Source organism: Pontimonas sp., assembly GCF_031581085.1.
In the GTDB taxonomy this organism is placed as follows: domain Bacteria; phylum Actinomycetota; class Actinomycetes; order Actinomycetales; family Microbacteriaceae; genus Pontimonas.
The window spans coordinates 36,246-62,686 of the sequence record NZ_JAVLBO010000001.1; the positions used below are offsets into that span (position 1 = coordinate 36,246).

A 26,441-nucleotide genomic window follows, 5' to 3' on the forward strand; every position below is an offset into this window, starting at 1 on the left:
TGACTCAGGCGCTCGCCGCGACCAGAGCGGGAGATCCCATTTCGAGGCGCAGCGCGCGGTTCACCGCAGAGACAATGGCTTTTAGCGAAGAGGTGGAAATATCTGGATCGATTCCCACACCCCACAGCGTGCGGCCATTGACGTCGAGTTCGACGTAGGCGGCCGCTCGCGCGTCACCGCTAGCCGCCATCGTGTGCTCCACGTAGTCAAAGAGTCGCACCGCGACGCCTTCGGCGCCCAAGATGCTTAAAAATGCCGCAATCGGGCCGTTTCCGGCGCCGTGAAACTCGCCTACGCTCTCACCATCTCGCATCCGCACCGTCAAAGACACTTCGCCGCCGAGGTCACTACTGCTCGCGGTAGAGAAGATTTCAAAACGGCCCCATTTGGCGTCATCCTGGTCGACGGGCAGATACTCGTCCTGGAAGATGCTCCAGATTTCTTCGCTCGAGACTTCGCCACCTTCGGTGTCGGTGCGCTGCTGGACGACTTGGCTGAACTCAATCTGCAAACGTCGGGGCAAATCGAGGTGGTGGTCAGTCTTCATCAGATAGGACACACCACCTTTACCCGACTGCGAGTTCACCCGAATCACGGCTTCGTAACTGCGACCGACGTCCTTGGGGTCAATCGGTAGGTAGGGCACCGCCCATTCCATCTCGTCGACTGAGACACCCGACGCATCAGCCTGGGTCTGCATCGCCTCCAGGCCTTTCTTGATGGCGTCTTGGTGGGAGCCAGAAAACGCCGTGTAGACCAGGTCACCAGCCCACGGACTTCTCTCGTGCACTGCGAGCTGGTTGCAGTACTCGGCGGTGCGCTTGAGCTCATCCAAGTCAGAGAGGTCGATTTGCGGGTCAATGCCCTGACTAAACAGGTTCATCCCCAGGGCAATGAGGTCGACGTTCCCGGTTCGCTCACCGTTTCCAAACAGACAGCCCTCAATCCGATCGGCGCCGGCCATGTAGCCGAGCTCAGCGGCCGCGATCGCCGTCCCACGGTCGTTGTGGGGGTGCAGGCTCAGGATGACGTTGTCACGGTGGTGCAGGTTTCTCGACATCCACTCGATCGAGTCGGCATAAAGATTGGGGGTGGCCATCTCGACGGTGGCCGGCAAGTTAATGATGAGTTTTCGCTCCGGGGAGGGACGCAGGACGTCCATCACGCGATTACACACCTCTGCGGCGAACTCTAGTTCGGTACCGGTGTAGCTCTCGGGTGAGTACTCGTAAAACACTTCGGTGTCGGGAATCAGGGATTCAGCCTCCACGCACCATTTCGCACCCTGCAGAGCGATATCGATAATGCCCTGCTTGTCGGTGTGAAAAACGACCTCACGCTGGAGCACACTGGTGGAGTTGTAGAGGTGAACAATCGCTCTCTTCGCGCCTTTGAGCGACTCGTAGGTGCGCTGAATGAGGTGTTCCCTCGCCTGAGTCAACACCTGAATGGTGACATCCTCGGGGATTAGGCCGTCTTCGATGAGGCTTCGGACAAAGTCAAAATCGGTTTGGCTGGCAGAGGGGAAACCGACTTCGATTTCTTTGAACCCCATTTTCACGAGCATCAGGAACATGACCTTTTTGCGCTCGGGGCTCATCGGGTCGATCAGCGCTTGGTTTCCATCGCGCAGATCCACCGCGCACCAGCGCGGGGCCTGCGTGATGCTGGCATCGGGCCAGGTGCGATCGGCAAGGGCCACCGCAAAACTCTCCGAATAGGGTCGGTAGCGGTGGATGGGCAGTGAACTGGGTTGTTGACGGTTTTTCATCGTTAATCCTTCTTATCCCGAGAACCGGGTGTGCGGGGGGAAAAGGCCGCGCCTACTCCGCGGGGAGGGTGGCCTTAGAGCGAGACCCCACCGCGGCGAATAAGAAGAAGCGTGTAACCCACGCCGCCAGGGTAACACTCCTCGGTGGCCAGACGCCAGGCAGCTGGTGCACACTGCTTCTCTCGGCGGAACACTATCCGGGCTAAAAACCCAAACGACCCAGTTTTTTCGCATCCCGCTGCCACTCTTTTTCCACTCGAACGTGCAGTGACAGGTAGACCCGGTGGCCCAGTTCGGCCTCGATTTCCGCCCTCGCATCGCTTCCGATGCGCTTCAACCGTTCACCCCCGGTGCCAATGATGATGCGCTTTTGACTGTCTCGCTCCACCACAACGTTCGCAAAAATCTTTTCGATCGCACCCTCTTCGCGCACCCGCTCTTCAATGGTGACCGCCAGCGAGTGGGGCAGTTCGTCGCGGACATCTTCCAGGGCTGCTTCTCTAATCAGCTCGGCAATACGGGTGTTTTGGTCGTCGTCGTACAGGTCCTCTGCCGGGTAGAGCGCCGGTGAGTGGGGCAAGAGGGCCAGTAGTTCGCGCACCAACACGTCCAACTGCTCCCCGGTCACCGCGGAGACCGGAATGATGAGATCCCACTCACCCATGGCGTCCACTTCGATGAGTCGCTCACCGATCTGATCCCTGCTGGCCTGGTCGGTTTTGGTCACCACGGCGACCTTTTTGGCGCGCGGGAAAGTCGAAATCGTCTCTCGGATGTGTCGATCGCCGGGGCCGACCTTTTCGGTTGCGGGAATCAGGTGGGCGATGAGGTCGACTTCGGCGAGCGTGGATTCGACCAGTTCGTTTAGTCGCTTACCCAGCAGTGTGCGCGGCCGGTGGATACCCGGGGTGTCGACCAACACAATTTGACCCTCGGGCCGGTGCACGATTCCCCGAATCGTGCGCCTTGTCGTTTGGGGTTTTGACGACGTGATGGCGACTTTATGCCCTGCCAGGGCATTCGTCAGAGTGGACTTCCCCACGTTGGGACGGCCCACCAGGGTCACAAAGCCGGCGCGAAACCCGTCCTCACTCATGGGAGGGGAATATCGCCGGTGAGGGCTTGATCCAGCGCACGACGCTCCGCGAGGGCCTCCCGCAATTGACTGGTGGGCTCCACCACGATCCACTCAACACCGGTCTTTTGGCTGGCCGGCACCTCCGCGACCAAATGCAGATCGTGTGCCTGGGTTTCGCTGCCACCCTCTGGCAAACGCCCCAAATATTTCGTCATCAGACCCCCGACCGTATCGATGTCGTCCTCGTCGATGTCGATGTCGAACAGGTCCGACAGGTCGTCGAGAGCGAGCCGCGTGGCCACGCGGTAGCGGTCTTCTCCCAGCAGGCTCCACTCACTGGATTCGGTGTCGTATTCATCGGTGATGTCACCGACGAGTTCCTCAATCAAGTCCTCCAGGGTCACCAGGCCCGCGACACCGCCGTACTCGTCGACGACCAAGGCCATGTGGTTCCGCTCTGCTTGAAGGTAGCGAAGAGTGTCGTCGGCTTTTTTCGTCTCCGGCACAAACAACGCTTGCTTGGCCAAAGCAGAGACTCGGGTTGCGGCCATTTTGCGCGAGTTCTCGTGCTGGACATTCGCCACATCGCGCAAATAGATGACACCGACCACATCATCGGAGTCTTTCCCCACGACGGGCATTCGGGAGACCCCTTTGTCGAAAAAGACATCGAGGGCTTCGCGCAGGGTCCAGCTGGCCTCAGCGGTCACCATGTCGGTGCGGGCCACCATCACCTCTCGCACAATCGTGTCGCCAAACTCGAAAACAGAATGCAGCAGTTCGCGATCTTCGGCCTCCAGGACGTCTTGGTGGGCCGCTTCATCGACCAGGCTGCGCAACTGTTCTTCACTGGTGAGGGGCCCACCGGCCGGGCGACCGGGGGTCACCAACCGCCCGAGGACGATTAACCCCTCGGCGAGTGGGCCAAGACCCATCCGGATCCCCCGAATCAGGAGGGCAAAAGTGGTCAGCATTGCGCGCGGGTGAGCCATTCCGACGCTGCGAGGCGACGAGCCCACCACCACGAAAGACACCGCGATCAGGATGATGCCCGCGAAGAGTAGGACCTGCCACCATTCGTCCACGAGGTCCAACACCGCCAGAGTCACCAGAATGGTGGCCGCGGTATCGACCACTACCCGCACGAAGCCGAGGGCGGTGATGTGGGCGGCCACATCGGTCGCGATGCGTTGCAGGGCGACGCGGCGCTTCGCCCCTTCTGCTTCGTCGAGAATGTCGCTTCGGGAGAGAACGTGAAGCGCACCATCCAGCGCCGTCAGTAACCCACCAATCAGAATCAACAGCACGGCGGTGATGACAAACGCCACGGTCACGAGGTGGCACCCCCGCTGGCAAGCGCCGACCCCTCACCGCGAAATTGCTCCAGAAGCCTGTTTTGTAGCCCAAACATTTCGCGCTCCTCGTCGGGTTCCGCGTGATCGAAACCTAACAGGTGGAGCAGCCCGTGCACGGTGAGCAGTTGCAGTTCGGCCATCACGCTGTGACCGGCCGTTGTGGCTTGCCTCTCGGCCACACTGGGACAGAGCACGATGTCGCCCAAAATTCCTGTGGGCGCATCGTCGCCCGGTTTGGGCGGGCGCAACTCGTCCATCGGAAAACTCAACACGTCGGTGGGGCCGGGTTCTCCCATCCACTGCTGGTGCAGCTCGGCCATCGCCGTCTCGTCCACAGCGATTAGCGCGACCTCCGCTTCTCGGTGGACGCGCAGTTGGGTGAGCACAAAACGCACCAGATCCTGCAGGATCTCGAGCGGCACATCACGCCCCGACTCGTTGGTTATTTCGACGCTCAAGGCTTCTCCTTCGCCGCGTCATAGCGCGCATACGCGTCCACAATGTCGCTCACGAGTTGGTGGCGCACAATGTCTGTTGCCCCGAGGGTGTGGAAGTGAATGCCCTCGACATCTTTGAGGATATCGACCACGGCGCGAAGCCCGGAATGTCCGCCGGGGACATCCACCTGGGTGATATCCCCGGTAATGACCATCTGGGAATCGAAGCCCAAACGGGTGAGAAACATCTTCATCTGCTCAGCCGTCGTGTTTTGGGCCTCGTCCAACACAATGAAGGACTTGTTCAGGGTGCGCCCGCGCATATAGGCCAGCGGCGCGACTTCGAGGGTGCCGCTGGCGAGGAGTTTCGGCACCAGTTCGGGATTCATCATCTCCTGCAGAGCGTCAAAAAGTGGGCGCAGATAGGGGTCGATTTTTTCCGACAGTGTTCCCGGCAAAAATCCCAAACGCTCACCGGCTTCGACTGCGGGCCGGGTGAGGATGATCCGGTCCACCGCTTTGCTCTCCAGAGCGGCCACCGCTTTGGCCATTGCGAGATACGTTTTTCCCGTTCCAGCCGGGCCAATTCCAAACACAATCGTGTGGTCGTCCATCGCCTCCACGTAGCGTTTTTGACCGAGGGTTTTGGGACGAATCGTGCGGCCGCCTCGAGAGAGGATGGGAGCGGCGAGAACATCGGTCGCCGCGTCGCGGGACTCTCGAGCCATGCGGGCACTTCGGGAGACCTGCTGGCCATCCACTTCCTCGCCGGTGCGGGCGAGGTTCACCAGCGATTCGATGAGCGCCATCGCCTGATGGGCTTTTTGCGCCTCCCCCTCAATGGTGATTTGGTTTCCCAGCGCGTGAACCGAGACGTCAGGAAATTCCCGCTCCACCTGGGCGAGCACCCGGTCGTGGACTCCCAGTACGCGAATCATCGACACATCGTCCACGTCGACGCGCAGTGTCACGGGTTCTGTGGGCACGAAATCTGCGTTATCGCTCGGCAAGAGACCCCTCAGCGAGATTGCCTCCCAGGACGTGGGCGTGGACGTGAAATACGGTTTGGCCGGCGGCTTCGCCGGAATTGAAGACGAGTCGAAACTGCCCGTCGCACATCTCCTCAGCAATATCCTGGGCCACACTCACCATCTGGGCGAGAAGCGCAGGATCACTTGCCGCCAACTCGGAGACCTGCGAGTACTGGGCCGTTTTGGGCACCACCAGGACATGGACGGGGGCTTGGGGTTGAATATCTCGAAACGCGATGATGTCGTCGCTCTCACGGACAATATCCGCCGGGATTTCCCGCGCGACAATTTTGCTAAAGACACTGGGCGTGGTCTCACTCATAGCCACAGTCTACAAAGCTCTGCCCGAGTGTTCCGGGGTTTACCAGTGCTGCAGCCTGGCATGCAGTAGCGCCAGGGCTATCGGTCCCGCACTGGAGGTGCGCAGCACGCCGGGGCCAAGCCTCGCCAGTGAAATCCCCGCGGCCTCAAGCCGGGCGAACTCGTCGTCACTCCACCCTCCCTCAGGCCCCACCAACACCACGATGGGTGGGGAGTCGGGGGTACCTTCCAGTGCAACATCGAGAAGCGTGGACTGAGCCCGATGGTCCAAGGCGATGAGCTGGTACTGGTCAGAAGCATCGATGAGCTCGCTCAGGCTGTGCGGGGGCACCACACTGGCCACTCGGGGTTGCAGAGCCTGCTTACTGGCTTCGGTCACAATTTTCTGCCAGCGCGTCACACCACGCTCGGCCTTTTCAGAATCCCAGCGCACGACGCAGCGATCGGCGGTGAGGGGAATGACGCGATTGACCCCCACTTCGACCGCCTGCTCGATTGCCTGTTCATCGCGACCCGATTTGGCGAGAGATTGGCCGAGCCATAATTCGGGTTGCCAGGAATCGGTGTGGGTCACATCGAGGACCACCAGGGCAACCGATTCGGCGCTCACGGCGGTTGCTTCAGCTCGGGCCAACACTCCGCGGGTATCGCCGAGGGTGATCTGTTCGCCCACTCGAAGCCTCGCCACTTTTGCGGCATGCCGGGCTTCCGCATCGACCAGCTCCACCCGCTCGCCGGCAATCAGCCGCTGCTGGTGGTCGACGAAGTAGAGGTGTGCCACGGCGTTTACGCGCCGAAGAAGCGCTCACGCAGGCGCTGGAACGTCCCCGATTGGTTGGCTTTAAGAGTCGGCGGCTGCGGTTTTCTCAGCTCCCGAAGCTTCTTCACCAGGTCAATTTCTTTGCCGGCCAGTTTTGTGGGGGTGACCACGTGGACGGGAAGTTTCAAATCACCGCGGCCGGCTCCGCGCAGTTTCGTCACCCCGCGCCCCTTAATCGTGAGGACGTCTTCGCTTTGGACACCGGGGCGAATGGTGATCTCCACCGGGCCATCGAGGGCGTCGATAGTGGTTTCTGATCCCAAGATGGCGTCGATGAGGTCGACATCGAGCGTGGCGACAAGGTCATCACCGTGGCGCTCAAAGGTGTCGTGGGCGCGCACTTGGATTTCGAGGTAGAGGTCACCGGCTGGGCCACCGCCGTGACCCACTTCGCCTGCCCCCGCCATATGAATGCGCTGACCGGTCTCGATTCCGGCAGGAATTTCCACCTCGAGTGACTGGCTGGAGCGCACCCGGCCCTGCCCGGCACAGCTCGGACACGGCTGGTCGATGACGCTGCCATAACCCCGACACGACCCACAGGGGCTCTGGGTGACCATATTGCCCAGCAGGCTGCGCACGGTCCGCTGGACTTGGCCCGAGCCCTGACAGATGTCGCAGGTGCGCGGCTGCGTCCCCGGCGCACAACACGAGCCCTGACAGCTCTCGCAGACGACGGCAGTGTCAATTTCTAGGGTCGTCGTGGTCCCAAAGATCACATCGATGAGGTCCACTTCGACGCGGAGGAGGGCGTCTTGGCCTCGTTCCGTGCGCGGTCTCGGCCCCCGCGTGCCCCCACCTCCGCCGAAAAAGGTCTCAAAGATGTCGCCGAAGGGGCCAAAGCCACCCTGCTCGTCACCGCCGCGGTCGTAGCGCTGCCGGGATTGGGTGTCTGAGAGCACTTCGTAGGCGTGGGTGACCTGCTTAAACCGGTCTTCGGCGCCTTCATCCTGATTCACATCGGGGTGTAGCTCCCTCGCCAGACGGCGGTAGGCCTTGCGAATGTCCTCTGCCGAGGCGTCGCGAGCGACACCCAAGACTTCATAGTGGTCAACAGCCACGCTATTTTTCTCCGCTTCCTGACTGCACGTCGAGCAGTCTGGTCAAGTAACGAGCAACGGCTTGAACGGCCGCCATATTTCCGGGGTAGTCCATCCTCGTGGGCCCCAACACGCCCACCACCCCCAAATCGGTCTCCCCCGACTGATAGGAACCGGCGACGACGGAGGTCTCTGAGAGCGGTGCGGACATTTCGCGACCAATTCTGGCAAACACGTCGTCACCACCCTGCTGCATTTCGGTGAAGAGTTTCAACACGGTCACCTGCTCTTCAATCGCTTCCAATACCGGGTAGACGCTGTCCGAAAAATCGGTTTCGGTGCGCACGAGATTCGCCGCCCCCGCCACCAACAGTCTGTTGGTCCGGTGGGCCTCCAGGGTGCGACAGAGGCCATCGACGAGTCGCTCTACGATTTCTCGCCGCTCGGGACTGGCCTGACCCGGCAACATCTGGAGAGCGAGTTGAACGTCGTCCAGGCTTTTACCCATCACCGCTTCGTTGATGGTGGCTCTAATTTCCCCCACCACGGCGTCATCGGGCGTCTCTGTCCAGTTGACAACACTTTGATCGACGTGGCCCGAATCGGTAATCAAAATCACCATGACCCGCTCAGAGTCCATTGGGAGTAGTTCGACGTGACGCACACGTGCATTACCAAAGCTCGGATACTGGATCAGGGCCACCTGGTTAGTCAGCTGGGAGAGCATCCGGACTGTCCGCGTCAGGGTGTCATCGAGATCGACTGACTGGTCAAGGAATCGTTCAATGGCGGAGCGCTGGGCCGATGTGAGCGGCCGGTGGTGGGTGAGGCTATCGACAAACACTCGGTAGCCCTTATCGGTGGGAATACGACCCGCTGACGTGTGGGGTGCGGCAATCAGGTCCTCTTCTTCCAACAGCGCCATATCGTTTCGGATGGTCGCCGCCGACACCCCAAAACCGGGACGCTCGGCGATTGCTTTCGACGCAACGGGTTCGCTGGAGTCGATGAAATCCTGGACGATGACGCGCAAGACGTTGAGAGCACGGTCAGAAACCACCAGCCACCTCCTTCGTTAGCAGTCGCCTTACTGAACTGCTCATGATACTGCCGGTCACTGGCGAGTCCTGAAAACTGTCCTAGCCGCCCGTCAGCCGCGCGGAGAGACCATCGGCGAAAAGTCGGCCCGCGCGCGTGAGCTCCACTCGATCAACTGCGAAGGCGTCGGCGTCTAACCAACCGGCCTCGAGCGCGTCGCGGAGAATCTGCCGCGCTGGCGGGTAATGGTCGCTCAGCGCCTTGGTGGACAATCCTTTCCTTGTGCGAAGACCCAGCATGACCGATTCGACCCACCTCGTGTGCTCATCCAAGACTTCTCGTCCTTGCGCGGGAGACTCCCCGCGGTCTACGCGCTCCTGGTAGGCGAGGGGGTGTTTCACGTTCCACCAGCGCACCCCACCCACGTGGGAATGGGCTCCTGGTCCAATGCCCCACCAGTCGCCGCCCAACCAGTAATTGAGGTTGTGGCGAGAGAGTGCATCGGGCCGGCGTGACCAGTTACTCACTTCGTACCACTGGTATCCGGCCGCACTCAGTGTCGCATCAGCCTGTTCGTAAAACTCCGCCTGAGTGTCGTCGTCGATCTGTTCACACTCACCCCGTCGAATCCGTCGCGCGAGGGCTGTTCCCGGCTCCACGATGAGCGAGTAGGCGGAAATGTGATCGGGCTCAAGCTCGAGTGCCCGATCGAGACTCTCCTGCCAGTCGGCTGCCGACTCCCCCGGCGTTGCATAAATGAGGTCGAGCGACACCTGCAGGCCCGCATCAGCAGCGGCCCTCACCACCGCGGGCACGCTCTCTGGAGTGTGGGTGCGATCGAGGGTGGAGAGAACGTGGGGGACAAATGACTGCACACCCACCGACACCCTGGTCACCCCCTGTGCGGCGAGATCGGCAAGGCTTTTCGCACTCAGCGTGTCCGGGTTGGCCTCGACAGTCACCTCGACCTGATCGGACAGACCCCAGTGACTCTCCACCCTGCGCAGCATCTGACCCAGGGTGTGGGGGGCGAGCAGGGTCGGTGTTCCCCCACCGATAAACACGGTGTCCACTGTTCGGCTGTGCACACCAGAGGCCTCGAGGACCTTGGCCGCCAGGTCGAGCTCTTCGAATACTCGGTGGGGGTAGTCGTCCTGGCTGAGGCCAGGAAGCTCACCCGGGGTGTAGGTGTTGAAGTCGCAGTAGCCACAGCGCACCGTACAAAACGGGATGTGAATGTAGATACCAAAGTCTCTGGCCTCGGCACCTCGTCGCGCGTGCTCGGGTAATAGGCCATCAGCGGGGGGAGCATCCCCCTCCGAGAGCACGCCCACCTAGATCACCTGAACAAACCAGATTTCGTGCATCCGGTAGACCATGACGGCCAGCGAGAAGCCCACCACGGCGAGCGCAATCGTGGCCCAGCGGGAGCGTTCGATCAGGCCCCAGGCAATCGCCGCGGGCGCCAACACGACGGCCGTGGCCAAATACGCCCAGTATTCGATGATGTCTCCGGTGGGGCTGGCGCCCGCGAGCTGCACCCCAATGGTGATCACCACCTGGGCCAACACGCCGAGGCCCAGAAGGGCGGTAAGCCCGAGGGTGTAGTCGTTGGGTGGCGAGCCGGCAATGGCGAATCCCACGGAGACCAGGGTGGACACCAACGCGAGGGCGATCAGGCTGTAGCTAAACCACTCGATCATGACCCACCCTCCGGCTGCCCAAACCCCACCAGGATATGCGCGACCTGGTTCTCAATTCGACACATTGCCACCAGATCACCCCCGGGGCCCACGCAGGCGACGGGCTCGCCGTCGAGGGCCGACTCTGGTGGCTCGAGAAAGATTTTTTTACCGTGTCGCATTTCCACGCTCTGCGCGGCGCCCAGCGCACACACCGGCGCAATCTGGCCCGCCGCAGCACCCAGTGGCATGAGGGTTGACGGCTCGATGTCGTCGGGAGCAATCGCGTCCGCCACGTCGAAGGGACCAACCCGCGTGCGGCGAAGGGCAACCAGGTGACCGCCGACGGCGAGGAGCCGGCCCACGTCTCGGGCAATGGCCCGGATGTAGGTTCCCGACGAGCACTCGATAGCGACATCGACATCCCACATCGCGCCTTCCCGTCGAATCGCCGTGACCTCGATGTCACTGATCGTGACCCGCCGGGGGGCAAGCCTCACGTCTTCTCCTGCACGCACCCGGTCGTAGGCCCTCTGTCCGTCGACTTTGATGGCGCTGACCGCGGAGGGAACCTGGTCGATTTCTCCGACACACTGGCCGAGAGCATCAGCAATCTGCTGCTCATCGAGCGCGTCGAGGAGCGCCTGATCGGCGTCGTCTCCCAGCGCCTCCCCCTCCGCATCGTCGGTGTGGGTCGATTGGCCGAGCCTGATGGTGGCCCGGTAGGTCTTATCCATCCCCACGCAGTAGGTCAACAGTTTCGTTCCCGGGCCCACCCCCAGCACCAACAACCCGGTCGCCATCGGGTCAAGAGTTCCCGCGTGACCCACTTTTTTGAGGCCAAGGCGCCGCCGGGCGATGGCGACCACAGTGTGACTCGTCGGACCTTCGGGCTTATCGACGAGGACAAGGCCTTGGAGCATTTACCCCAGCGCCTTGGTGTGCCAAATGGTTTTCATCTCGGTAAACGCCCGAATCCGCGCAAGGCTCTCCTCGCCGACACTCTTCGCCGGGGTCAGCACCCTCTTGAGTGTGGCACTCGCCTCTGCTTCGAGTGCGGCCCAATCCACGTCGGTGGCTCCCATCAGATCCAGTGCTCCCACATCGGCGTGACTGGCCAGCCACGGGGCGGCGGACTCGCGCAACCCGGTGAGAATATTCACCACTCCTGCCGGAACATCGCTGGTGTGCAGGACTTCGGCAAACGTCATGGCCGGGATCGGCTGGCGAGGGTGCGTCCAGACCACGACCGCGTTACCGGAGACCACAATGGGCGCGACGGTGCGCACGAGACCCAGCAGGCTCGTGTTTTTTGCCTCCGCGGGGGCAAATGCCGCGACCACGCCGGTGGGCTCTGGCACCGAGAGGTTGAAGTAGGGCCCCGCCACGGGGTTTGCGTTACCGACCAGCTGGGCGTACTTATCCGCCCAACCCGCGTACCAGACCCACGCATCGATCGCCTGGTCCACCTGGCTGCTCGCCTGGCGCTGACTGACGCCTTCACAGGCTCGAATGTCTTCGACGAATTGCTCGCGCCGGCCCTCCAACATTTCGGCAATGCGGTAGAGCACCTGGCCGCGGTTGTAACTGGTCGCCCCCGCCCAGCCACGCTGTGCGCCCCGCGCCGCGACGACCGCATCTCGGGCGTCTTTCCGGCTCGCCTGGGCCACATTGGCGAGGTGCTCGTCTTTGTGCGTGTTGACCTGGAGGGTGTGGCCTGACTCACTGCGGGGGAACGCCCCGCCGATGTAGAGCTTGTAGGTTTTTTTCACGTCGAGCCTGGTCATCATTTACCTCCAGCAGACGAGGAGTGCGGGCGAAGGTAGCTGAGCAAACCGGGTAGACCGCCCTCGCGGCCGTAACCGGATTCTTTGTAGCCACCGAAGGGGCTGGCCGGATCGAACTTGTTGAAGGTGTTCGACCACACCACTCCAGCCTTCAACTGGTCGACGATGGCGAGCATTCGACTGGCCTTCTCCGTCCACACTCCGGCGCTCAACCCGTAGGGGGTGTTATTGGCTTTAGCTACCGCTTCATCCGGAGTGCGGAAGGTCAAAACGGATAACACCGGACCGAAAATCTCGTCCTGGGCGATGCGGTGGCTCGTCGATACGTCGGTGAACACGGTCGGCGGGAACCAGAACCCGCGCTCGGGCAACACACAGTCGCTCTGCCACAGGCCCGCGCCTTCATCGACTCCGCTCTGTGTGAGGGCCGTGATGGTGTCGAGTTGCGCGCGTGAGTTAATCGCACCAATGTCGGTATTTTTGTCCAACGGGTCACCCAAGCGCAGCGTCTGGATGCGTCGGGTGAGCCGGGAGACGAGCTCGTCGTGGACATTTTCTTGAACTAACAACCGCGAGCCTGCGCAGCAGACATGCCCCTGGTTAAAGAAAATCCCGGAAATAATTCCCTCGACGGCCTCGTCCATCGCCGCGTCTTCGAAGACAATGTTCGCCCCCTTGCCGCCCAGTTCGAGAGTGAGAGCGGTCGAGCGACCCGCCAATCCTTTGGCGATTTCGCGGCCGACACCGGTCGAGCCGGTAAAGGCCACTTTGTCGATGCCCGGGTGTGAGACCAGAGCGCGCCCGGTAGCGCCGGCACCGGTGACGATGTTGACCACGCCTGGCGGCAGACCGGCCTGCTGGCAAATTTCGGCGAACAGCATGGCGGTGAGCGACGTCGTCTCCGCGGGTTTGAGCACGACGGTGTTGCCGGCAGCGAGCGCGGGCGCAATCTTCCAGGAGAGCATCATCAGCGGGAAGTTCCACGGAATGACTTGCCCCACTACGCCCCAGGGTGTGGGGGTGTCGGAACCGGTGGCCTCTTCGAGCTTGTCGGCCCAGCCGGCGTAGTAGAAAAACCACGCGGCGACCAGGGGAATGTCGACATCTCTGGTTTCTTTGATCGGTTTGCCGTTATCCATCGTTTCGGCGACCGCGAGCTCCCGCGAGCGCTCCTGAACGATGCGGGCAATTCGAAACAAATATTTGGCCCGCTCACGACCGGGCATTTTCGACCACACTTTGTCGAAGGCCGTGCGCGCCTGAGCCACCGCGACGTCGACGTCCTCTGGAGTCGCCTCGGCAAAACGGGTGAGGACTTCCTCGGTTGCCGGAGCGATGCTCTCGAAGACTTGACCGCGTCCCGGGCGGAAGTCGCCGTTGATGAAGAGCCCGTACTCGCTGGCCAGCGAGACGATGCCCGTCGATTCGGGGGCGGCTGAGTAGTCCAGAAAACTCATTAGTCCACGCTCACATAGTCGGGGCCACTGTAGTGACCGGTGGTCATTTTCTGTCGTTGTAGAACGAGATCATTGAGCAAACTCGATGCCCCAAATCTAAACAGGTCGGGGCTCAGCCACGCCTCACCCGCGATTTCTGCCACCGCCGACAGGTAGCGAAGCGCGTCCTTGGCGGTGCGAATACCCCCGGCCGGCTTAAAGCCCACATATTCGCCGGTCGCCGCGTGCCAGTCTCGTACCGCTTCCAACATCACTACCGAGACCGGCAGTGTCGCCGCCGGCGAGACTTTACCCGTCGAGGTTTTGATGAAATCGGCGCCGGCCAAAATGGCGAGCTGACTGGCGCGCCGAACGTTATCGAGAGTGGCCAGCTCGCCGGTTTCCAGGATCACTTTCAAGTGGGCGTGAGTACCGTCAGGTTTCTTGGTGGCCTCTTTCACCCGCACGATTTGGTCGAAGACTTCGCCCAACCGACCGGAGAGAAACGCTCCGCGATCGATCACCATGTCGATTTCGTCCGCCCCCGCCGCGACCGCGTCCTCCGTGTCGGCAATTTTGACGCGCATACTGGCCCGGCCGCTGGGAAAAGCGGTCGCCACAGCGGCGACCGCGACACCCTGGGGGTCCTTACTGACGTGGGCAGAACCTAGAGCCTCAATGACGTCGCCGACGCGGTCGCCGTAGACACAGACTGCGGCGACCCGCGGCGACTGAGAATCTTGGGGGTCGGTGAAGAGCGCTTTATGGGCGAGCGTGTGGACCTTACCCGGAGTATCCGCACCCTCAAGTGTGGTGAGATCCACCATCGAGATCGCCGTGTCGAGTCCCCAGATTTTGCTCTCGGTTTTAATCGAACGGGACTGGAAATGGGCAGCTCTTTGGGTGGCTCCCACGGTGTCCACCGCGGGCAATCCCGCCAAATAGCGCCGCAGCGCTACTTCACTCAGTTCACCACCCAGCACCGCTGTTGCTCTGCTGGTGGGCGATAGAGCGCTGGAAGGCGTTAGCGCGGACACTCTTTACTCCTGATCGTCTGCACTGTCACAGCGTGACACGTGCTCGGGTATGCCTCGAGCGTAGTACCTCTAATTTTGGGCCGAACCGGCAAGTTCTTCCTCCACGGTGTGTTCTCTGGCAAACACGGCCGCTGCCGGCAAAGAAAACAGCGACAGTGCCGCCAAGAAAAATAAACTCGCCCCCCACTGCCCGGTGATCTCATGGAGCAGGCCAGTCACCACGGGGCCGACCCCCGCCACGAGGTAGCCCACCGTGTTGACAAACCCGCTCAAGTTGGTCGCCAATTGGTGGGTCGCAGTCCTCGCCCCGATGAGCGCCAGGGACATGGAAAAAGACAGTGTCCCCAACGCGGCCAGAACACTCCACAGAAGTGGCGCCACCTGGGGAATGAGTGCGAGCCCCAAAAACCCGCTGACGCCGCTGCTGGCAGCAAGGACCACCAGTCGCGACGGCCATCCTTTTCGCACGGCGAGCAACGGGATGGTCAGCGACATGGGGATCCCGGTGAGCGAAAACAGGGTGAGAGCCAAGGCAGCCTCGGCCGGGGTGGCACCCGCCTGGTCGATGAGCACCGGGGGAAGCAGGGCAAATATCGAATACGCGGTCAGTCCCGAGATGGAAAAGATGAGGGCGATTGCCCGCGCAGTGGGTGATTTCCACAGTGCGCCCAGTGACGGCAGTTCGGGCAGGTCGCTCAGCACCGCGGCTTCTGCCGCCCGCCGGGTCCAGGCGAAACGCAGCAGCACCAACCAGGGCACCATGGCGAGCACACTCAACAGGGCCCAACTCGCGAGCGACCACCGCCAGTCAAAAGCCTCAGCCAGCCACAGTCCCACCCCGGCGGGGCCGGCAGTAGACAGCGCCATCGCGGTGGAATACAGCGAGGTGAGCTGACCGATGTGTCGTGGGGCGTAGAGCTTCACCAAACCCGGGAGGATCACATTGATCGAGCCCACCCCGAGCATGAGCACCACGGTCGCGATGAATAATCCGACATAGTTCGGAGTGAACCCTCGGGAAATATGGGCGAGTGCCGTCACACCCGAGACCAACACCGCGACCCCTTCGAGCGACAGCCGCCTGGCAAGGCGCGGGGTGAACACTCCAGAGAGTGCGTAGGCCAGCGGCGGAATAGTCCCCAACAGCCCGAGCCACAAGCCGTTGAGGGGGACATCGAGTTCCACTTCGCCCGCCAGTGGCGAAAGGGCCGCCACCCCGGTTCGTGCACCGAGAGCCATAATGAGCACACCCGCAATCCCCCACCAGGTAATACTGCGTGGGTGGAGTGCTGAGGTTGTCGATGAACTCATCGAGAGAGAATGACTTTAATCTGTGTCGCGTCCGCAGCCATCTGATCGGCGAGGCTCTGAGCGTCCGGGAACTTATTCATCGCCCGGATGAATTCCACAAAATGCACCGTCACGCGCGACCCGTAGAGCACGCCATCGAAGTCAAAAAGGTGTGATTCAACCATGCGTTGGGCGACGTCGCCAAAGGTGGGGTTCACGCCGATCGATGTGGCCGCCTGGTAGGACACCCCATCGACATCTACCCAGGTGGCATACACGCCATCCCGGGGAATAAAACCCTCCGGGGGGTTGTCGAGGTTCGCGGTCGGATAGCCCAATTCCCGCCCGCGCTGGTGGCCTTGAACGACGGCGCTTCGCAGCTGGTGGTATCGGCCCAACAACTGGGCGGCACCGGCGACATCGCCATCATCGAGCAAACGACGAATACGCGTGGAGGAAATCCGCTCCCCCTTATCGTGGACGACATCGGCCACCGTGTGGACGCTAAAGCCCAAGCTTTTGCCCTCGTCTCGGAGGGTGTCCACGTCGCCGGCTCCCAGGTGGCCATAACGAAAGTCACCTCCGACCAGCACCGCCGTTGCCCCCAAACCGTCGGCGAGCACACTGCGCGCAAAATCTTCGGGACTGAGGTCGGCAAATTCTCGGGTGAAGGGAATCACGGCCACGCGTGTGGCTCCGGCACCGCCCAAAAACTCCACTTTTTGCGGTGTGCTCACCAGCGGTAGTGGCGACGCATCCGGGGTGAGAAGTGCCTTGGGGTGGCGATCAAAAGTCACCACGGTGACTTCGGCCTGAGGGGCGATGCGACTCAACTCGGCGATCACTTCACGATGGCCGATGTGCACGCCATCGAATTTCCCGATGGTGACCACACGCGCGGTGTCCGCACCCGGTAGTTGCTCCAGTGACCAGGATACGGCGGGCTCAGACATCGTCATGGGGTCTCCCGGGAAGAGCGAAGCCACCAGAGGCCGAGGAAGGGCAGCACGAGGGGGATGTAGAGATAACCGGCTCCGTACTGCGACCAGACGGTATCGGCCGGAAATAGTTCGGGACGAAACAGGCTGAGCGTGCCAATACCCAGGACCCCGAGCACTTCGACGCTGAGAGCCACGAGCGCGACGAGCCGCCCCACCCGCACCGTGTGGGGTGCTCGGGTGGTCGAGGCGATCAGAGCGAGGGTCGCCACCAGGTAGACCGCGGCGGCGACGGCACTGAGCAGGTAGGCCAAGGGGGCGTCAGAAAACTTGGTCGCGATTTGGTATCCCGAGCGACCAAGCGCCGCCAGTGTCAGCACGATATACAGCGACGCGAGGGTCGTGAAGACTCCTCCGCGTGTCGTTGCCCGATCGACCACCGACTAATCCTTTTTCTTTTCCGTCTCGCCCGAGAGCGCTTGAATGAAGGCATCCTGGGGGACTTCGACGCGCCCCACCATTTTCATTCGCTTTTTACCCTCTTTTTGCTTTTCCAAGAGTTTGCGCTTCCGGGTGATGTCGCCGCCGTAACACTTGGCGAGGACATCTTTTCTCATCGCCCGGATCGTCTCTCGGGCGATGATACGCGCACCAATGGCCGCTTGGATGGGCACTTCGTACTGCTGCCGGGGAATCAAGTCCCGCAGGCGTCCGGTCATCATCACCCCGTAGGCATACGCCTTGTCTTTGTGGACGATGGCGCTAAACGCGTCGACGCGGTCACCCTGGAGCAAAATATCGACCTTTACCAGTTCGGCTTCCTGCAGGCCCGAGGGTTCGTAATCAAACGATGCGTAGCCGGCTGTTTTGGACTTCAACTGATCGAAAAAGTCAAAGACAATCTCGGCCAAAGGCATCACATAGCGAATTTCGACCCGGTCCTCACCGAGGTATTCCATCCCCTGCAGGGAGCCTCTGCGCGACTGGCACAGCTCCATGATGGTGCCGACGTAGTCTTTCGGCGCCAACACCGCGGCATTGACGACGGGCTCTTCCACAGTGGCGATTTTTCCGGTCGGAAACTCTGAAGGGTTGGTGACCTGCATGGCTTCGCCCGTTTCCAACGCCACTTCGTAGATCACCGACGGCGCCGTCACAATCAGTTCGATTCCAAACTCGCGCTCGAGACGCTCGCGAACAATCTCCAAGTGCAACAGCCCCAAAAAGCCACAACGGAAACCGAAGCCGAGAGCCACCGACGTTTCTGGCTCGTAAACGAGGGCTGCGTCAGAGAGTTTCAGCCGATCGAGCGCTTCGCGCAGGTCCGGGTAGTCACCGCCATCGACGGGATAGAGCCCCGAGAACACCATCGGCTTGGGCTCCACGTAACCGGGGAGAGCTTCGAGGGCGCCGTTTTTGGCGAGGGTGACCGTGTCGCCCACTTTGGACTGGCGGACATCCTTCACACCGGTAATCAAGTACCCCACTTCGCCCACCCCGAGACCTTTCGACGCGGTCGGCTCCGGCGAGCTCACCCCAATTTCCAACAGTTCGTGTTGGGCTCTGGTGGAGAACATCACAATGCGGTCTTTGGGTGCCAGGTGGCCATCGATCATTCGCACGTAGGTCACCACACCCCGGTAGGCGTCGTAGACCGAATCGAAAATCAATGCTCGAGCCGGTGCGTCCGCATCACCGGTGGGTCCAGGAACGGTCTCAACGACGCGGTCGAGTAATTCGGCCACACCGTCGCCCGTTTTCCCACTCACCCGCAAGACATCACTGGGGTCACACCCAATGAGTTGGGCAAGCTCTTGGGCATAGCGATCGGGTTCGGCGGCCGGGAGGTCAATTTTGTTCAGGACCGGAATGATTTCGAGGTCATTGGCCAAGGCGAGGTAGAGGTTCGCCAATGTTTGAGCTTCGATACCCTGCGCGGCATCGACTAGCAGGATGGCTCCTTCGCAGGCGGCCAGGGAGCGCGAGACTTCGTAGGAGAAGTCGACGTGTCCGGGAGTGTCGATCATGTTGAGGGCAAACATCTCGCCGTCAACAACCCACGGCATGCGCACCGCTTGGCTTTTGATGGTGATGCCTCTCTCGCGTTCAATGTCCATCCGGTCGAGGTACTGCTCGCGCATCGCCCGCTGATCGACAATGCCGGTGAGTTGCAGCATCCGATCGGCCAGGGTGGACTTGCCGTGATCGATGTGGGCGATGATGCAGAAATTGCGCAGGCGACCAGGTTCGGTCGCCGCGGGTACGAGCGGCGCGGGGGCTTGAGACATTACTCACGATTGTCCCATGCCCCGGGCTTGGCCACTCACCCTTTGCAGTGGTATCGTGTGAGGCTGGCCGATTATTTCGATGTGTTGGCCGCCCATTCACGGTTTTCCCTGCCTCACGCAGTGGTATCCAGACCTTTCGACGAAAGTGAAGTAGCACGTGGCGAACATCAAGTCGCAAATGAAGCGCAACAAGACCAACCTGAAGGCTCAGGAGCGAAACCGCGCGGTGAAAAGCGAGATCAAAACTGCGGTTCGCCACGCCCGCAAGGCGATTGACACCGGTGACAAAGAGCAGGCAGCGCAGGCCGTGAAGGTGGCAACGCGCAAACTGGACAAAGCCGTAAGCAAAGGCGTGATTCACAAGAACCAGGCCGCGAACCGCAAATCGGCCATCGCCTCGAAAGCCTCCAAGCTGGCCTAAGTTCCCCCGCGGCTACACCGCTACTGGCCGCGTCGGGCGACGATGTCGACGACGCGTTCGAGGGCATAGTCGGGCTGTAGGCCCACGCCCTTCACCGCCGCGTCGGTGTGGGCGACCTCCATAATCGCGACGCCCAGTCCCACCTCATCCCAACCCTGGAGCTGTGTGCGCGCGCGCTGTACCTGCCAACTCTGAACTCCCAGTTCTTTGGCGACCTCGGCGACTGAACCCCGCGTTCCGCCCACGCGAGCCATCTGTCGAAGGCTGTGGGCGAGAGCCGCAATGATCAGCACCGGCTCGACTCCAGCGTGAAGGGCCTGGCGCAGGGCGATGAGGGCATCGCCGCGGCGGCCTCCGATCGCGAGTTCTGCGAGTTCGAAACTGGTGGTTTCTACTCGGCCGCCGTAGTAGCGACTGACGACCTCCCGACTAATGACCGCCTCTTCACCCAAGTCGCCGGCGAGTTGACTGAGCGCCGCGTGCAGTTCGGCCAAGTCACTACCCAGCGAATCAATGAGCAGTTGTTCGGCTTCGGGTTCCAGTCGAACCCGGAGGCTTTTGGCTTCCTGGCGAAGAAACTGTGCCCGATCCCTATCGGATTTCAGCTCCTGTGCGCTCACCACGAGCCAGTCACCACCGTGGGCTTTCATCACATCGAGGGCTTTTTTTCCCCGGTTTCCCGACGCGTGACGAACAACAAACGTCACTGACGGGTCGGGAGACTGGAGGTAATCCAGTACGTCTTCGAGTACTGCGTCGGTGGCTTTTTCAAAACCCCACACTCGAACCATTCGCGGTTCACCAAACAGTGAGGGGCTCACACCGAGGCTCACTTCGCCCGAGCCTGCCGCCGAGGCATCGATATCGACAACTTCGAGGTCGGGATGGGTTGAGCGCAGGCGCTCCGCGAGCGCTCGCACGGCGCGATCAGCGAGAAACGCCTCGGGACCAGCCAACAAAATGACCGGTGCCTCGCGGATACCCGACCACGGCACCTCTGCTGTTTTCGCTGCCATCACTCCCCCTGGAGCGACAGCCTAGCCACCGCGCTCAGACCACAGCTCGATGACACCCGATTCGCCACGGTGCAGGGTGAGAGTGCCACGCTGATCACTGCGCAACACGTGGGTGCCCAGCGAATCGAGAAAGCCCGTCAACGAACTGGCGGGGTGTCCATAGTCGTTATCCGCGCCCACCCCGATCAGGGCGATGGGCGCCCCGACGTCGCGGTAGAGGCCACGAGACTGGTCTGCGGAACCGTGGTGGCTGACCTTCACGACATCGATGGGGTCTTCGGGCAGGCGCGAGCGGAGCATGGATTGGGTTTTTTCACCCAGATCACCAAGCGCCACCATCGATACTCCCTCTGGTTGGTGTGGCTCTAACCACACCACGAGGCTCGAATCATTTCCCGGCTGGGCGAGGGGCTGATCCGATGGCCACAGCACGTGCAGGGTGTAGTCGCCCAGGTCAACGCGTTGGCCTGCACGGAGGTGTCGAATCGTCGCACCCGATTGTTCGAGGTCGGCAAGCCGTGAGAGGTCTTCAGCGTTGTCTGGTGAACCGGTCAGCACCGTGTCGGCCCGGGAGTGGAACACGGCCGATTGGCCCACATGGTCTCTGTCGAAATGGCTGAGCAGTAACCATTCCACCTTCGATACCCCCAACACGGCGAGGCAGGCTCGAAGCAGGTGTTCGTCATCACCGGTGTCGATCACCAACACGCCCCGCGACGTGCGAAGCGCGAGGGCGTCTCCCTGGCCCACGTCGCACTGGGCAATTTGCCACTGAGCGGGCCTGGCGAGCCTCGCCACAATCTGCGGCGCACTGGAGGTGACCACGGTGGCGATGATGACAATCATCGCGCCCAGTCCCGCGACGGCGATTCGTCTTCGCCAAATCGCCCACCACACCACCGTGGAGAGGGCCGCTGCGGCGAGTACCCCGGCCACCCCGTGGAACCACGGCAGTTCGGCCACCGGGGCCCTGGCAGTGGAGCGGGCAATGGCGGCAATCGCCGAGGAGGGCCACCAGCCGATGGCCGCCGCCTGCCAGGAGAGCCACGGCCATGCACCCGATGACACACTGCCGACCAGTCCAGAGATCGTCACGGCCGGCACAAAAGGCGCGGCTAACACGTTGGCCGGGATGGCGTAGAGCGGAAGGGTGGGACGAAGAAGGACGATGATGGGCTGGACGGCGAGCTGCGCCACGAGAGGGAGCGCCACCCACCAGGCCAACCACGCCGGCATCACTCGAGTCAGGGCTCCCGCCATCGGTCGAAGACCCAACACAATTCCCGCTGTTGCTGCCACCGAGAGCACGAACGCAAATTCCACAGCCCGCCAAGGATCGGCCAGTAAGAGCACCCAGACCGTGAGCGAGAGCACCGCCATACCCTGGCTGGGTCGCCCCCAGGCAATGGCGGCGAGCGCGATGGTGGCCATTACCGCTGCCCGGATCACACTGGGCTCTGGGGTGACCAGGATCACAAAACCCACCAGGGTGAACACCCCCACCACCAACCTGGTGCGCACCCCTCCTCCGAGGAGAGCGGTAAGCGCCACGGCAATTCCCACGACCAGCGCGCAGTTGGCCCCGGACACCGCAACCAGGTGGGCGAGAGAGACTGTGCGCATATCGGCTTCCAGCGATTCCGACACCCCCGTCGTGTCACCCAGGGCGAGCCCTGGCAGTAATGCGCCACCGTCCCCTCCTTGGGCGAGGGAGCGCTCGAGAAATCTCTCGCGCATACGATCCGCTCCGGCCTGCCACCAACTACTCGGCTGGATCACCGTGTGATTCGAGGCAAAAACCCGCCACGCGGTGGCATCCATTGCCGACGTGGACAGCAGGCTCCCGGTGACCTCAATGAGTGCGCCCGGGGGGACCCGCTCGGTGGAGGGCTCAACAAACAGCGTCGCTCGGACCCGAGGGGTGTCTTGACCTGCCGCCTGGAGAATCCGAACGGACACAAAGCGATCGCCCGGGTTCAGGGTGTTCTCGTTTTCGACCACCAGCTGGTGGCCGCCAGTGCCGTCTCTCTCGGTTAAGACACTGGGATTTCGGAGGCTCTCGTGGGCGAGCGTGGCACCTACCCCCAACAGTGAGACCAACCAGAACACCGCGACGTGTCGATACCCGCGGTGGGTTCCCAGCCTTGACCAGCCAGCAGCCAGTGCGAGTACCCCAAAAAGGCCCAGCCCGACCCCCCACACCGGTGAGGCAATGCTGAGCAGGATCTGCAACCAGGTCAGTACTGCCAGTGCGGGCAATCGGTAGTCTCGAGGGGGCGGGGAGTGGGGCGCCATCAGGGCACGACCTGGTCGCGAAAACCTTCCAGGGTGGCCGGTCCAATCCCGGAGACGGCCAAGACATCATCGACGTTCGTGAAGCCTCCGTGTTCTTCCCGCCAGGAGATGATTTTCTCTGCGGTCGCGGGACCCACACCGGGCAGTTCAATCAGCACATCCGCTGGGGAGCGGGAGAGAGAAATGGGCTCCCCGCCAGCCGTGTCTCCGCTTTGGCCTAAGACCTCACCCTCTCGAGGAATGATGATGTGTTCGCCGTCCATGAGTGGCCGAGCCAAATTGATCTGATCAGCATCGGCGTCACCGGTCACACCCCCGGCGGCATCGACTGCGTCAAACACCCGGGCGCCACCCTCGAGCTCCAACACTCCGGGAGCCTTGACCGCTCCACTGACGTGGACGAGAAGAGGTGCCGCTTCGACGGCGGTCTGCTCTTGGCTGGATAACGGGAGGCTTTGCTCGATCGGGGCAGTGGAGCGTTGACTCAGGACGCCGATCGCGGCAATAGCGCAGCCCACAATGACCACGCCGATTACTCCGGCCACGGCCAGGCGATAGCGAGACGGTAATCGGGCGGGCTGCTCCTGCTCTGCCAAGGAGTCTGCTGCGGTACCGGTGGCTACCGGGCTCTCATCGTCGACCTGCGGAAATTCCCAGCGCTGCCCGGGTGTATGGAAAAACTCGCGTGTGCCACCCCATGTCGCCATGGCGGCCAGTGTCCCCGCCACAGCATGAGGGGTGACAACTCACACTCCAGGTCGTGGGGTCCCCACCACCTGCTCGGGGGTGTGGACTACGAAGAGCTATTCGGCGAGTTGGATGCTCACAATCTTCGGTGGTCGCACCACGAGGTTCTTCATTTCCCTGCCCTCCACGAGGCCGCTGATGGTCTCATCGGAGAGCGCCCTCTCGCGCAGTTCGTCCGAGCCGATCGAGGGCGACACGTCGAGGCGTGCGCGGACTTTGCCGTTGATTTGCACGATGGCGACGACGGACTCTTCGACCAGGAGAGTGTTGTCGGGGCTTGGCCAGCTGGCGTGGGCAACACTGGGGTCAAAACCCAGGATTTCCCACATCTCTTCCGCCGTGTACGGCGCGAACATCGACAGGGCCATGGCGATGACTTCAGTGGCTTCTCGAACGGCCGGGTCACTACCGCCCGGCCCTTGATCGACGGTCTTTCGTGCCACGTTGACCAGTTCCATCAACCGTGCCACCGCAACATTGAATTTGAAGGACTCAATCAGAAAGGGCAGGTCGTGTAACACGTGGTGGGTCGCCCGACGCAGCGCCGCGTCGCCGTTACCGAAGGCAATTCCCGGTGCGCTCTGGACGTCTTTGGCGAGACGCCACGCGCGTGCCAAGAATTTCTGTGAGCCCACCGGAGAGACGTCTCGCCAGTCAATGTCGTCTTCGGGCGGTCCGGCAAACGCCATCGACAGGCGCACCGCGTCCACGCCGTAATTGTCGAGCTCTTCGGAAAAGTAGACGACGTTACCCTTCGATTTGCTCATCTTGGCACCGTCCAAAATGACCATGCCCTGGTTGAGTAGCGAGGTAAAGGGTTCGGTGAAGGTTAAGTACCCCAAATCGAAGAGGACTTTCGTGATGAATCGCGCATAGAGCAGGTGCAAGATGGCGTGTTCCACGCCACCCACGTACTGGTCCACCGGAGCCCATTTATCGACTTCGGCGGGATCGAAAGCCTGAGTGTCGTCGTGGGGACTCAAAAAGCGCAAGAAGTACCAGGAACTATCCACGAAGGTGTCCATCGTGTCGGCGTCACGTCGGACCGGTTTCTGATTCCACTGGGTGTTTACCCAGTCGTCGATCGCCCCGAGCGGGCTGGCGCCTTTGGGCCGTAAATCCAAGCCCTCACTGGGCGGCAAGGTGACCGGTAGCTGGTCGTCGGTGAGCGCAATCTCGTTGCCGTCTTCGTCGTACACAATGGGAATCGGTGTCCCCCAGTAGCGCTGCCGGGAAATGAGCCAGTCGCGAAGACGGTAAGTCTTTGTGGCGCGACCTGTTCCCGCTTCTTCCAACAGTTCCACCATGCGCGTGATGGCGTTGTCGTTACTGAGACCATTGAGCGGACCCGAATTAATCATTCGGCCTTTGCCCGCCAGTGCGACCCCACTGGCCACAGGGTCGAGTTCGGGTACTTCACCGGAATCCAGCATTTCTTGAGTCACCACCGGCACCGCGCCCGTGACGGGTGCGGTGACATCGACCACCACCCGAACCGGCAGGTCGTGGGTGGTGGCAAAGTCGAGGTCACGCTGGTCGTGGGCGGGAACGGCCATGATGATGCCGGTGCCGTAGTCGGCGAGTACGTAGTCGCCCGTCCACACCGGAATACGCTCGCCGTTGACGGGGTTGATCGCCCAACGCTCCAAGAACACCCCGGTTTTCTCCCGAGTCTGATCCTGTCGTTCAATTTCCGACGACTTTTGGACGGTTTCGAGATAGTCGCCAAAGCGTGCTTGAACCTCGCTCGAGGCTCCCGCGGCGAGTTGGCCGGCGAGGTCCGACTCGGGGGCGACGACCATGAATGTGGCGCCAAAGAGGGTGTCGGGACGGGTGGTGAACACGGTGATGGTCTCCGGGTGTCCCTCAATCACAAAGTCGACTTGCGCACCGTGGCTTCGACCAATCCAGTTGCGCTGCATGGTGAGGACCTTTTGGGGCCAGCGACCCTCCAGCTGATTCAAATCGTCCAAGAGCCGATCGGCGTAGTCGGTGATCTTGAAATACCACTGGGTGAGTTTTTTCTTGACGACGACCGCGCCACTGCGATCGGACGTGCCATCGGGAAGCACCTGTTCGTTTGCCAGCACGGTTTGGTCGACCGGGTCCCAATTCACCCACGAGTCTTTTCGGTAGGCCAACCCTTTTTCATACATGCGCAAGAACAGCCACTGGTTCCAGCGGTAATAGCCCTCATCCGAGGTGTGGAACACCCGAGACCAGTCAAAGGACGTCGCGTAGCGCTTCATCGACTGGCGCTGCTGATCGATGTTTTGGTAGGTCCACTCCCGTGGGTCTACCCCCCGCTGGATGGCAGCATTTTCCGCCGGAAGGCCAAAAGAGTCCCAACCAATGGGGTGGAGGACCTGAAAACCGCGCAGCCGCCAATACCGGGCGACGATGTCGCCTAGGGCATAGACCTCGGCGTGGCCCATGTGCAGGTCCCCCGACGGGTAGGGGAACATGTCGAGGATGTACTTGCGAGGCCTCTGGTCATTGGGGTCGTCGATGGTGAAGGGTTGGAGTTGTTCCCAAATGGCCGACCACTTCTTTTCGAGAACACGAAAATCGAAGCTTTCGCCCGTTTCGGGGGGTGTGGACTCAGTCATTGAG

The 26,441-nt window shown here is 61.7% G+C and carries 24 protein-coding genes; 1 reads left to right on the plus strand and 23 read right to left on the minus strand.

Annotated features, from left to right (window positions below):
* Positions 1–4: 4 nt before the first annotated feature.
* The 19 genes from leuA to lepA all read right to left on the minus strand — a co-directional run bounded on the left by leuA (position 5) and on the right by lepA (position 19,349).
* Positions 5–1,771 (minus strand): 2-isopropylmalate synthase, encoded by a 1,767-nt coding sequence (leuA, locus tag RI518_RS00180; protein ID WP_310689086.1) that lies wholly within the window; start codon positions 1,769–1,771, stop codon positions 5–7.
* Between the two features lie 202 nt (positions 1,772–1,973).
* Positions 1,974–2,867, minus strand: a complete 894-nt coding sequence (era, locus tag RI518_RS00185; protein ID WP_310671230.1) for a GTPase Era — start codon at positions 2,865–2,867, stop codon at positions 1,974–1,976.
* Complete coding sequence (locus tag RI518_RS00190; RefSeq protein ID WP_310689087.1) at positions 2,864–4,183, minus strand: hemolysin family protein; 1,320 nt, start codon at positions 4,181–4,183, stop codon at positions 2,864–2,866. The genes era and RI518_RS00190 overlap by 4 nt, the downstream gene beginning before the upstream one ends.
* Positions 4,180–4,662 carry an rRNA maturation RNase YbeY gene (ybeY, locus tag RI518_RS00195; RefSeq protein WP_310671227.1) on the minus strand — a complete coding sequence of 161 codons (483 nt, stop codon included), beginning with the start codon at positions 4,660–4,662 and terminating at the stop codon, positions 4,180–4,182. The genes RI518_RS00190 and ybeY overlap by 4 nt, the downstream gene beginning before the upstream one ends.
* A complete protein-coding gene (locus tag RI518_RS00200; protein ID WP_397428120.1) occupies positions 4,659–5,651 on the minus strand; it encodes a PhoH family protein in 993 nt (330 codons plus the stop codon). The genes ybeY and RI518_RS00200 overlap by 4 nt, the downstream gene beginning before the upstream one ends.
* Complete coding sequence (locus tag RI518_RS00205) at positions 5,638–5,994, minus strand: histidine triad nucleotide-binding protein (protein ID WP_310689088.1); 357 nt, start codon at positions 5,992–5,994, stop codon at positions 5,638–5,640. Before RI518_RS00205 ends, RI518_RS00200 begins: the two co-directional genes overlap by 14 nt.
* 39 nt (positions 5,995–6,033) lie before the next feature.
* Positions 6,034–6,774: a 16S rRNA (uracil(1498)-N(3))-methyltransferase gene (locus tag RI518_RS00210; RefSeq protein ID WP_310689089.1), complete on the minus strand. Its 741-nt coding sequence runs from the start codon at positions 6,772–6,774 to the stop codon at positions 6,034–6,036.
* Between the two features lie 5 nt (positions 6,775–6,779).
* Positions 6,780–7,874, minus strand: a complete 1,095-nt coding sequence (gene dnaJ, locus RI518_RS00215) for a molecular chaperone DnaJ (RefSeq protein WP_310671224.1) — start codon at positions 7,872–7,874, stop codon at positions 6,780–6,782.
* Position 7,875: 1 nt separating this feature from the next.
* The gene (gene hrcA, locus RI518_RS00220) at positions 7,876–8,913 is read right to left on the minus strand and encodes a heat-inducible transcriptional repressor HrcA (protein WP_310671223.1); all 1,038 of its coding nucleotides are present in this window, start codon (positions 8,911–8,913) and stop codon (positions 7,876–7,878) included.
* Positions 8,914–8,992: 79 nt separating this feature from the next.
* Complete coding sequence (gene hemW, locus RI518_RS00225; RefSeq protein WP_310689090.1) at positions 8,993–10,225, minus strand: radical SAM family heme chaperone HemW; 1,233 nt, start codon at positions 10,223–10,225, stop codon at positions 8,993–8,995.
* Positions 10,226–10,594, minus strand: coding sequence for a hypothetical protein (locus RI518_RS00230; protein ID WP_310671221.1), 369 nt, complete (start codon positions 10,592–10,594; stop codon positions 10,226–10,228). It abuts the gene before it with no gap.
* Positions 10,591–11,496 (minus strand): tRNA pseudouridine(55) synthase TruB, encoded by a 906-nt coding sequence (gene truB / locus RI518_RS00235; protein WP_310671220.1) that lies wholly within the window; start codon positions 11,494–11,496, stop codon positions 10,591–10,593. The genes RI518_RS00230 and truB overlap by 4 nt, the downstream gene beginning before the upstream one ends.
* Positions 11,497–12,360, minus strand: a complete 864-nt coding sequence (locus RI518_RS00240) for an aldehyde dehydrogenase family protein (RefSeq protein ID WP_310671219.1) — start codon at positions 12,358–12,360, stop codon at positions 11,497–11,499.
* Positions 12,360–13,817: an aldehyde dehydrogenase family protein gene (locus tag RI518_RS00245; protein ID WP_310671217.1), complete on the minus strand. Its 1,458-nt coding sequence runs from the start codon at positions 13,815–13,817 to the stop codon at positions 12,360–12,362. Before RI518_RS00245 ends, RI518_RS00240 begins: the two co-directional genes overlap by 1 nt.
* Positions 13,817–14,833: a deoxyribose-phosphate aldolase gene (gene deoC, locus RI518_RS00250; protein ID WP_397428119.1), complete on the minus strand. Its 1,017-nt coding sequence runs from the start codon at positions 14,831–14,833 to the stop codon at positions 13,817–13,819. The genes RI518_RS00245 and deoC overlap by 1 nt, the downstream gene beginning before the upstream one ends.
* A gap of 69 nt (positions 14,834–14,902) precedes the next feature.
* Positions 14,903–16,144, minus strand: coding sequence for an MFS transporter (locus RI518_RS00255; RefSeq protein WP_310671216.1), 1,242 nt, complete (start codon positions 16,142–16,144; stop codon positions 14,903–14,905).
* Complete coding sequence (locus tag RI518_RS00260; RefSeq protein ID WP_310671215.1) at positions 16,141–17,082, minus strand: bifunctional riboflavin kinase/FAD synthetase; 942 nt, start codon at positions 17,080–17,082, stop codon at positions 16,141–16,143. The genes RI518_RS00255 and RI518_RS00260 overlap by 4 nt, the downstream gene beginning before the upstream one ends.
* Positions 17,079–17,501: a hypothetical protein gene (locus tag RI518_RS00265; RefSeq protein ID WP_310671214.1), complete on the minus strand. Its 423-nt coding sequence runs from the start codon at positions 17,499–17,501 to the stop codon at positions 17,079–17,081. The genes RI518_RS00260 and RI518_RS00265 overlap by 4 nt, the downstream gene beginning before the upstream one ends.
* Before the next feature lie 3 nt (positions 17,502–17,504).
* Positions 17,505–19,349, minus strand: coding sequence for a translation elongation factor 4 (gene lepA, locus RI518_RS00270; protein WP_310671213.1), 1,845 nt, complete (start codon positions 19,347–19,349; stop codon positions 17,505–17,507).
* A 157-nt stretch (positions 19,350–19,506) separates the two neighbouring features.
* Here lepA and rpsT point away from each other — a divergent pair, with 157 nt between their 5' ends.
* Positions 19,507–19,770, plus strand: coding sequence for a 30S ribosomal protein S20 (rpsT, locus tag RI518_RS00275; protein ID WP_310671212.1), 264 nt, complete (start codon positions 19,507–19,509; stop codon positions 19,768–19,770).
* A gap of 20 nt (positions 19,771–19,790) precedes the next feature.
* On the opposite strand, the gene holA is transcribed toward rpsT, so the two are convergent.
* The 4 genes from holA to leuS all read right to left on the minus strand — a co-directional run bounded on the left by holA (position 19,791) and on the right by leuS (position 26,437).
* Positions 19,791–20,786, minus strand: coding sequence for a DNA polymerase III subunit delta (holA, locus tag RI518_RS00280; RefSeq protein ID WP_310671211.1), 996 nt, complete (start codon positions 20,784–20,786; stop codon positions 19,791–19,793).
* Between the two features lie 21 nt (positions 20,787–20,807).
* The gene (locus tag RI518_RS00285; RefSeq protein ID WP_310689091.1) at positions 20,808–23,045 is read right to left on the minus strand and encodes a ComEC/Rec2 family competence protein; all 2,238 of its coding nucleotides are present in this window, start codon (positions 23,043–23,045) and stop codon (positions 20,808–20,810) included.
* 35 nt (positions 23,046–23,080) lie between these two features.
* Positions 23,081–23,788 carry an SLBB domain-containing protein gene (locus RI518_RS00290; RefSeq protein WP_310689092.1) on the minus strand — a complete coding sequence of 236 codons (708 nt, stop codon included), beginning with the start codon at positions 23,786–23,788 and terminating at the stop codon, positions 23,081–23,083.
* Positions 23,789–23,884: 96 nt separating this feature from the next.
* Entirely contained in the window at positions 23,885–26,437 is a 2,553-nt protein-coding gene (gene leuS, locus RI518_RS00295; protein ID WP_310689093.1) for a leucine--tRNA ligase, read from the minus strand.
* Positions 26,438–26,441 lie beyond the last annotated feature (4 nt).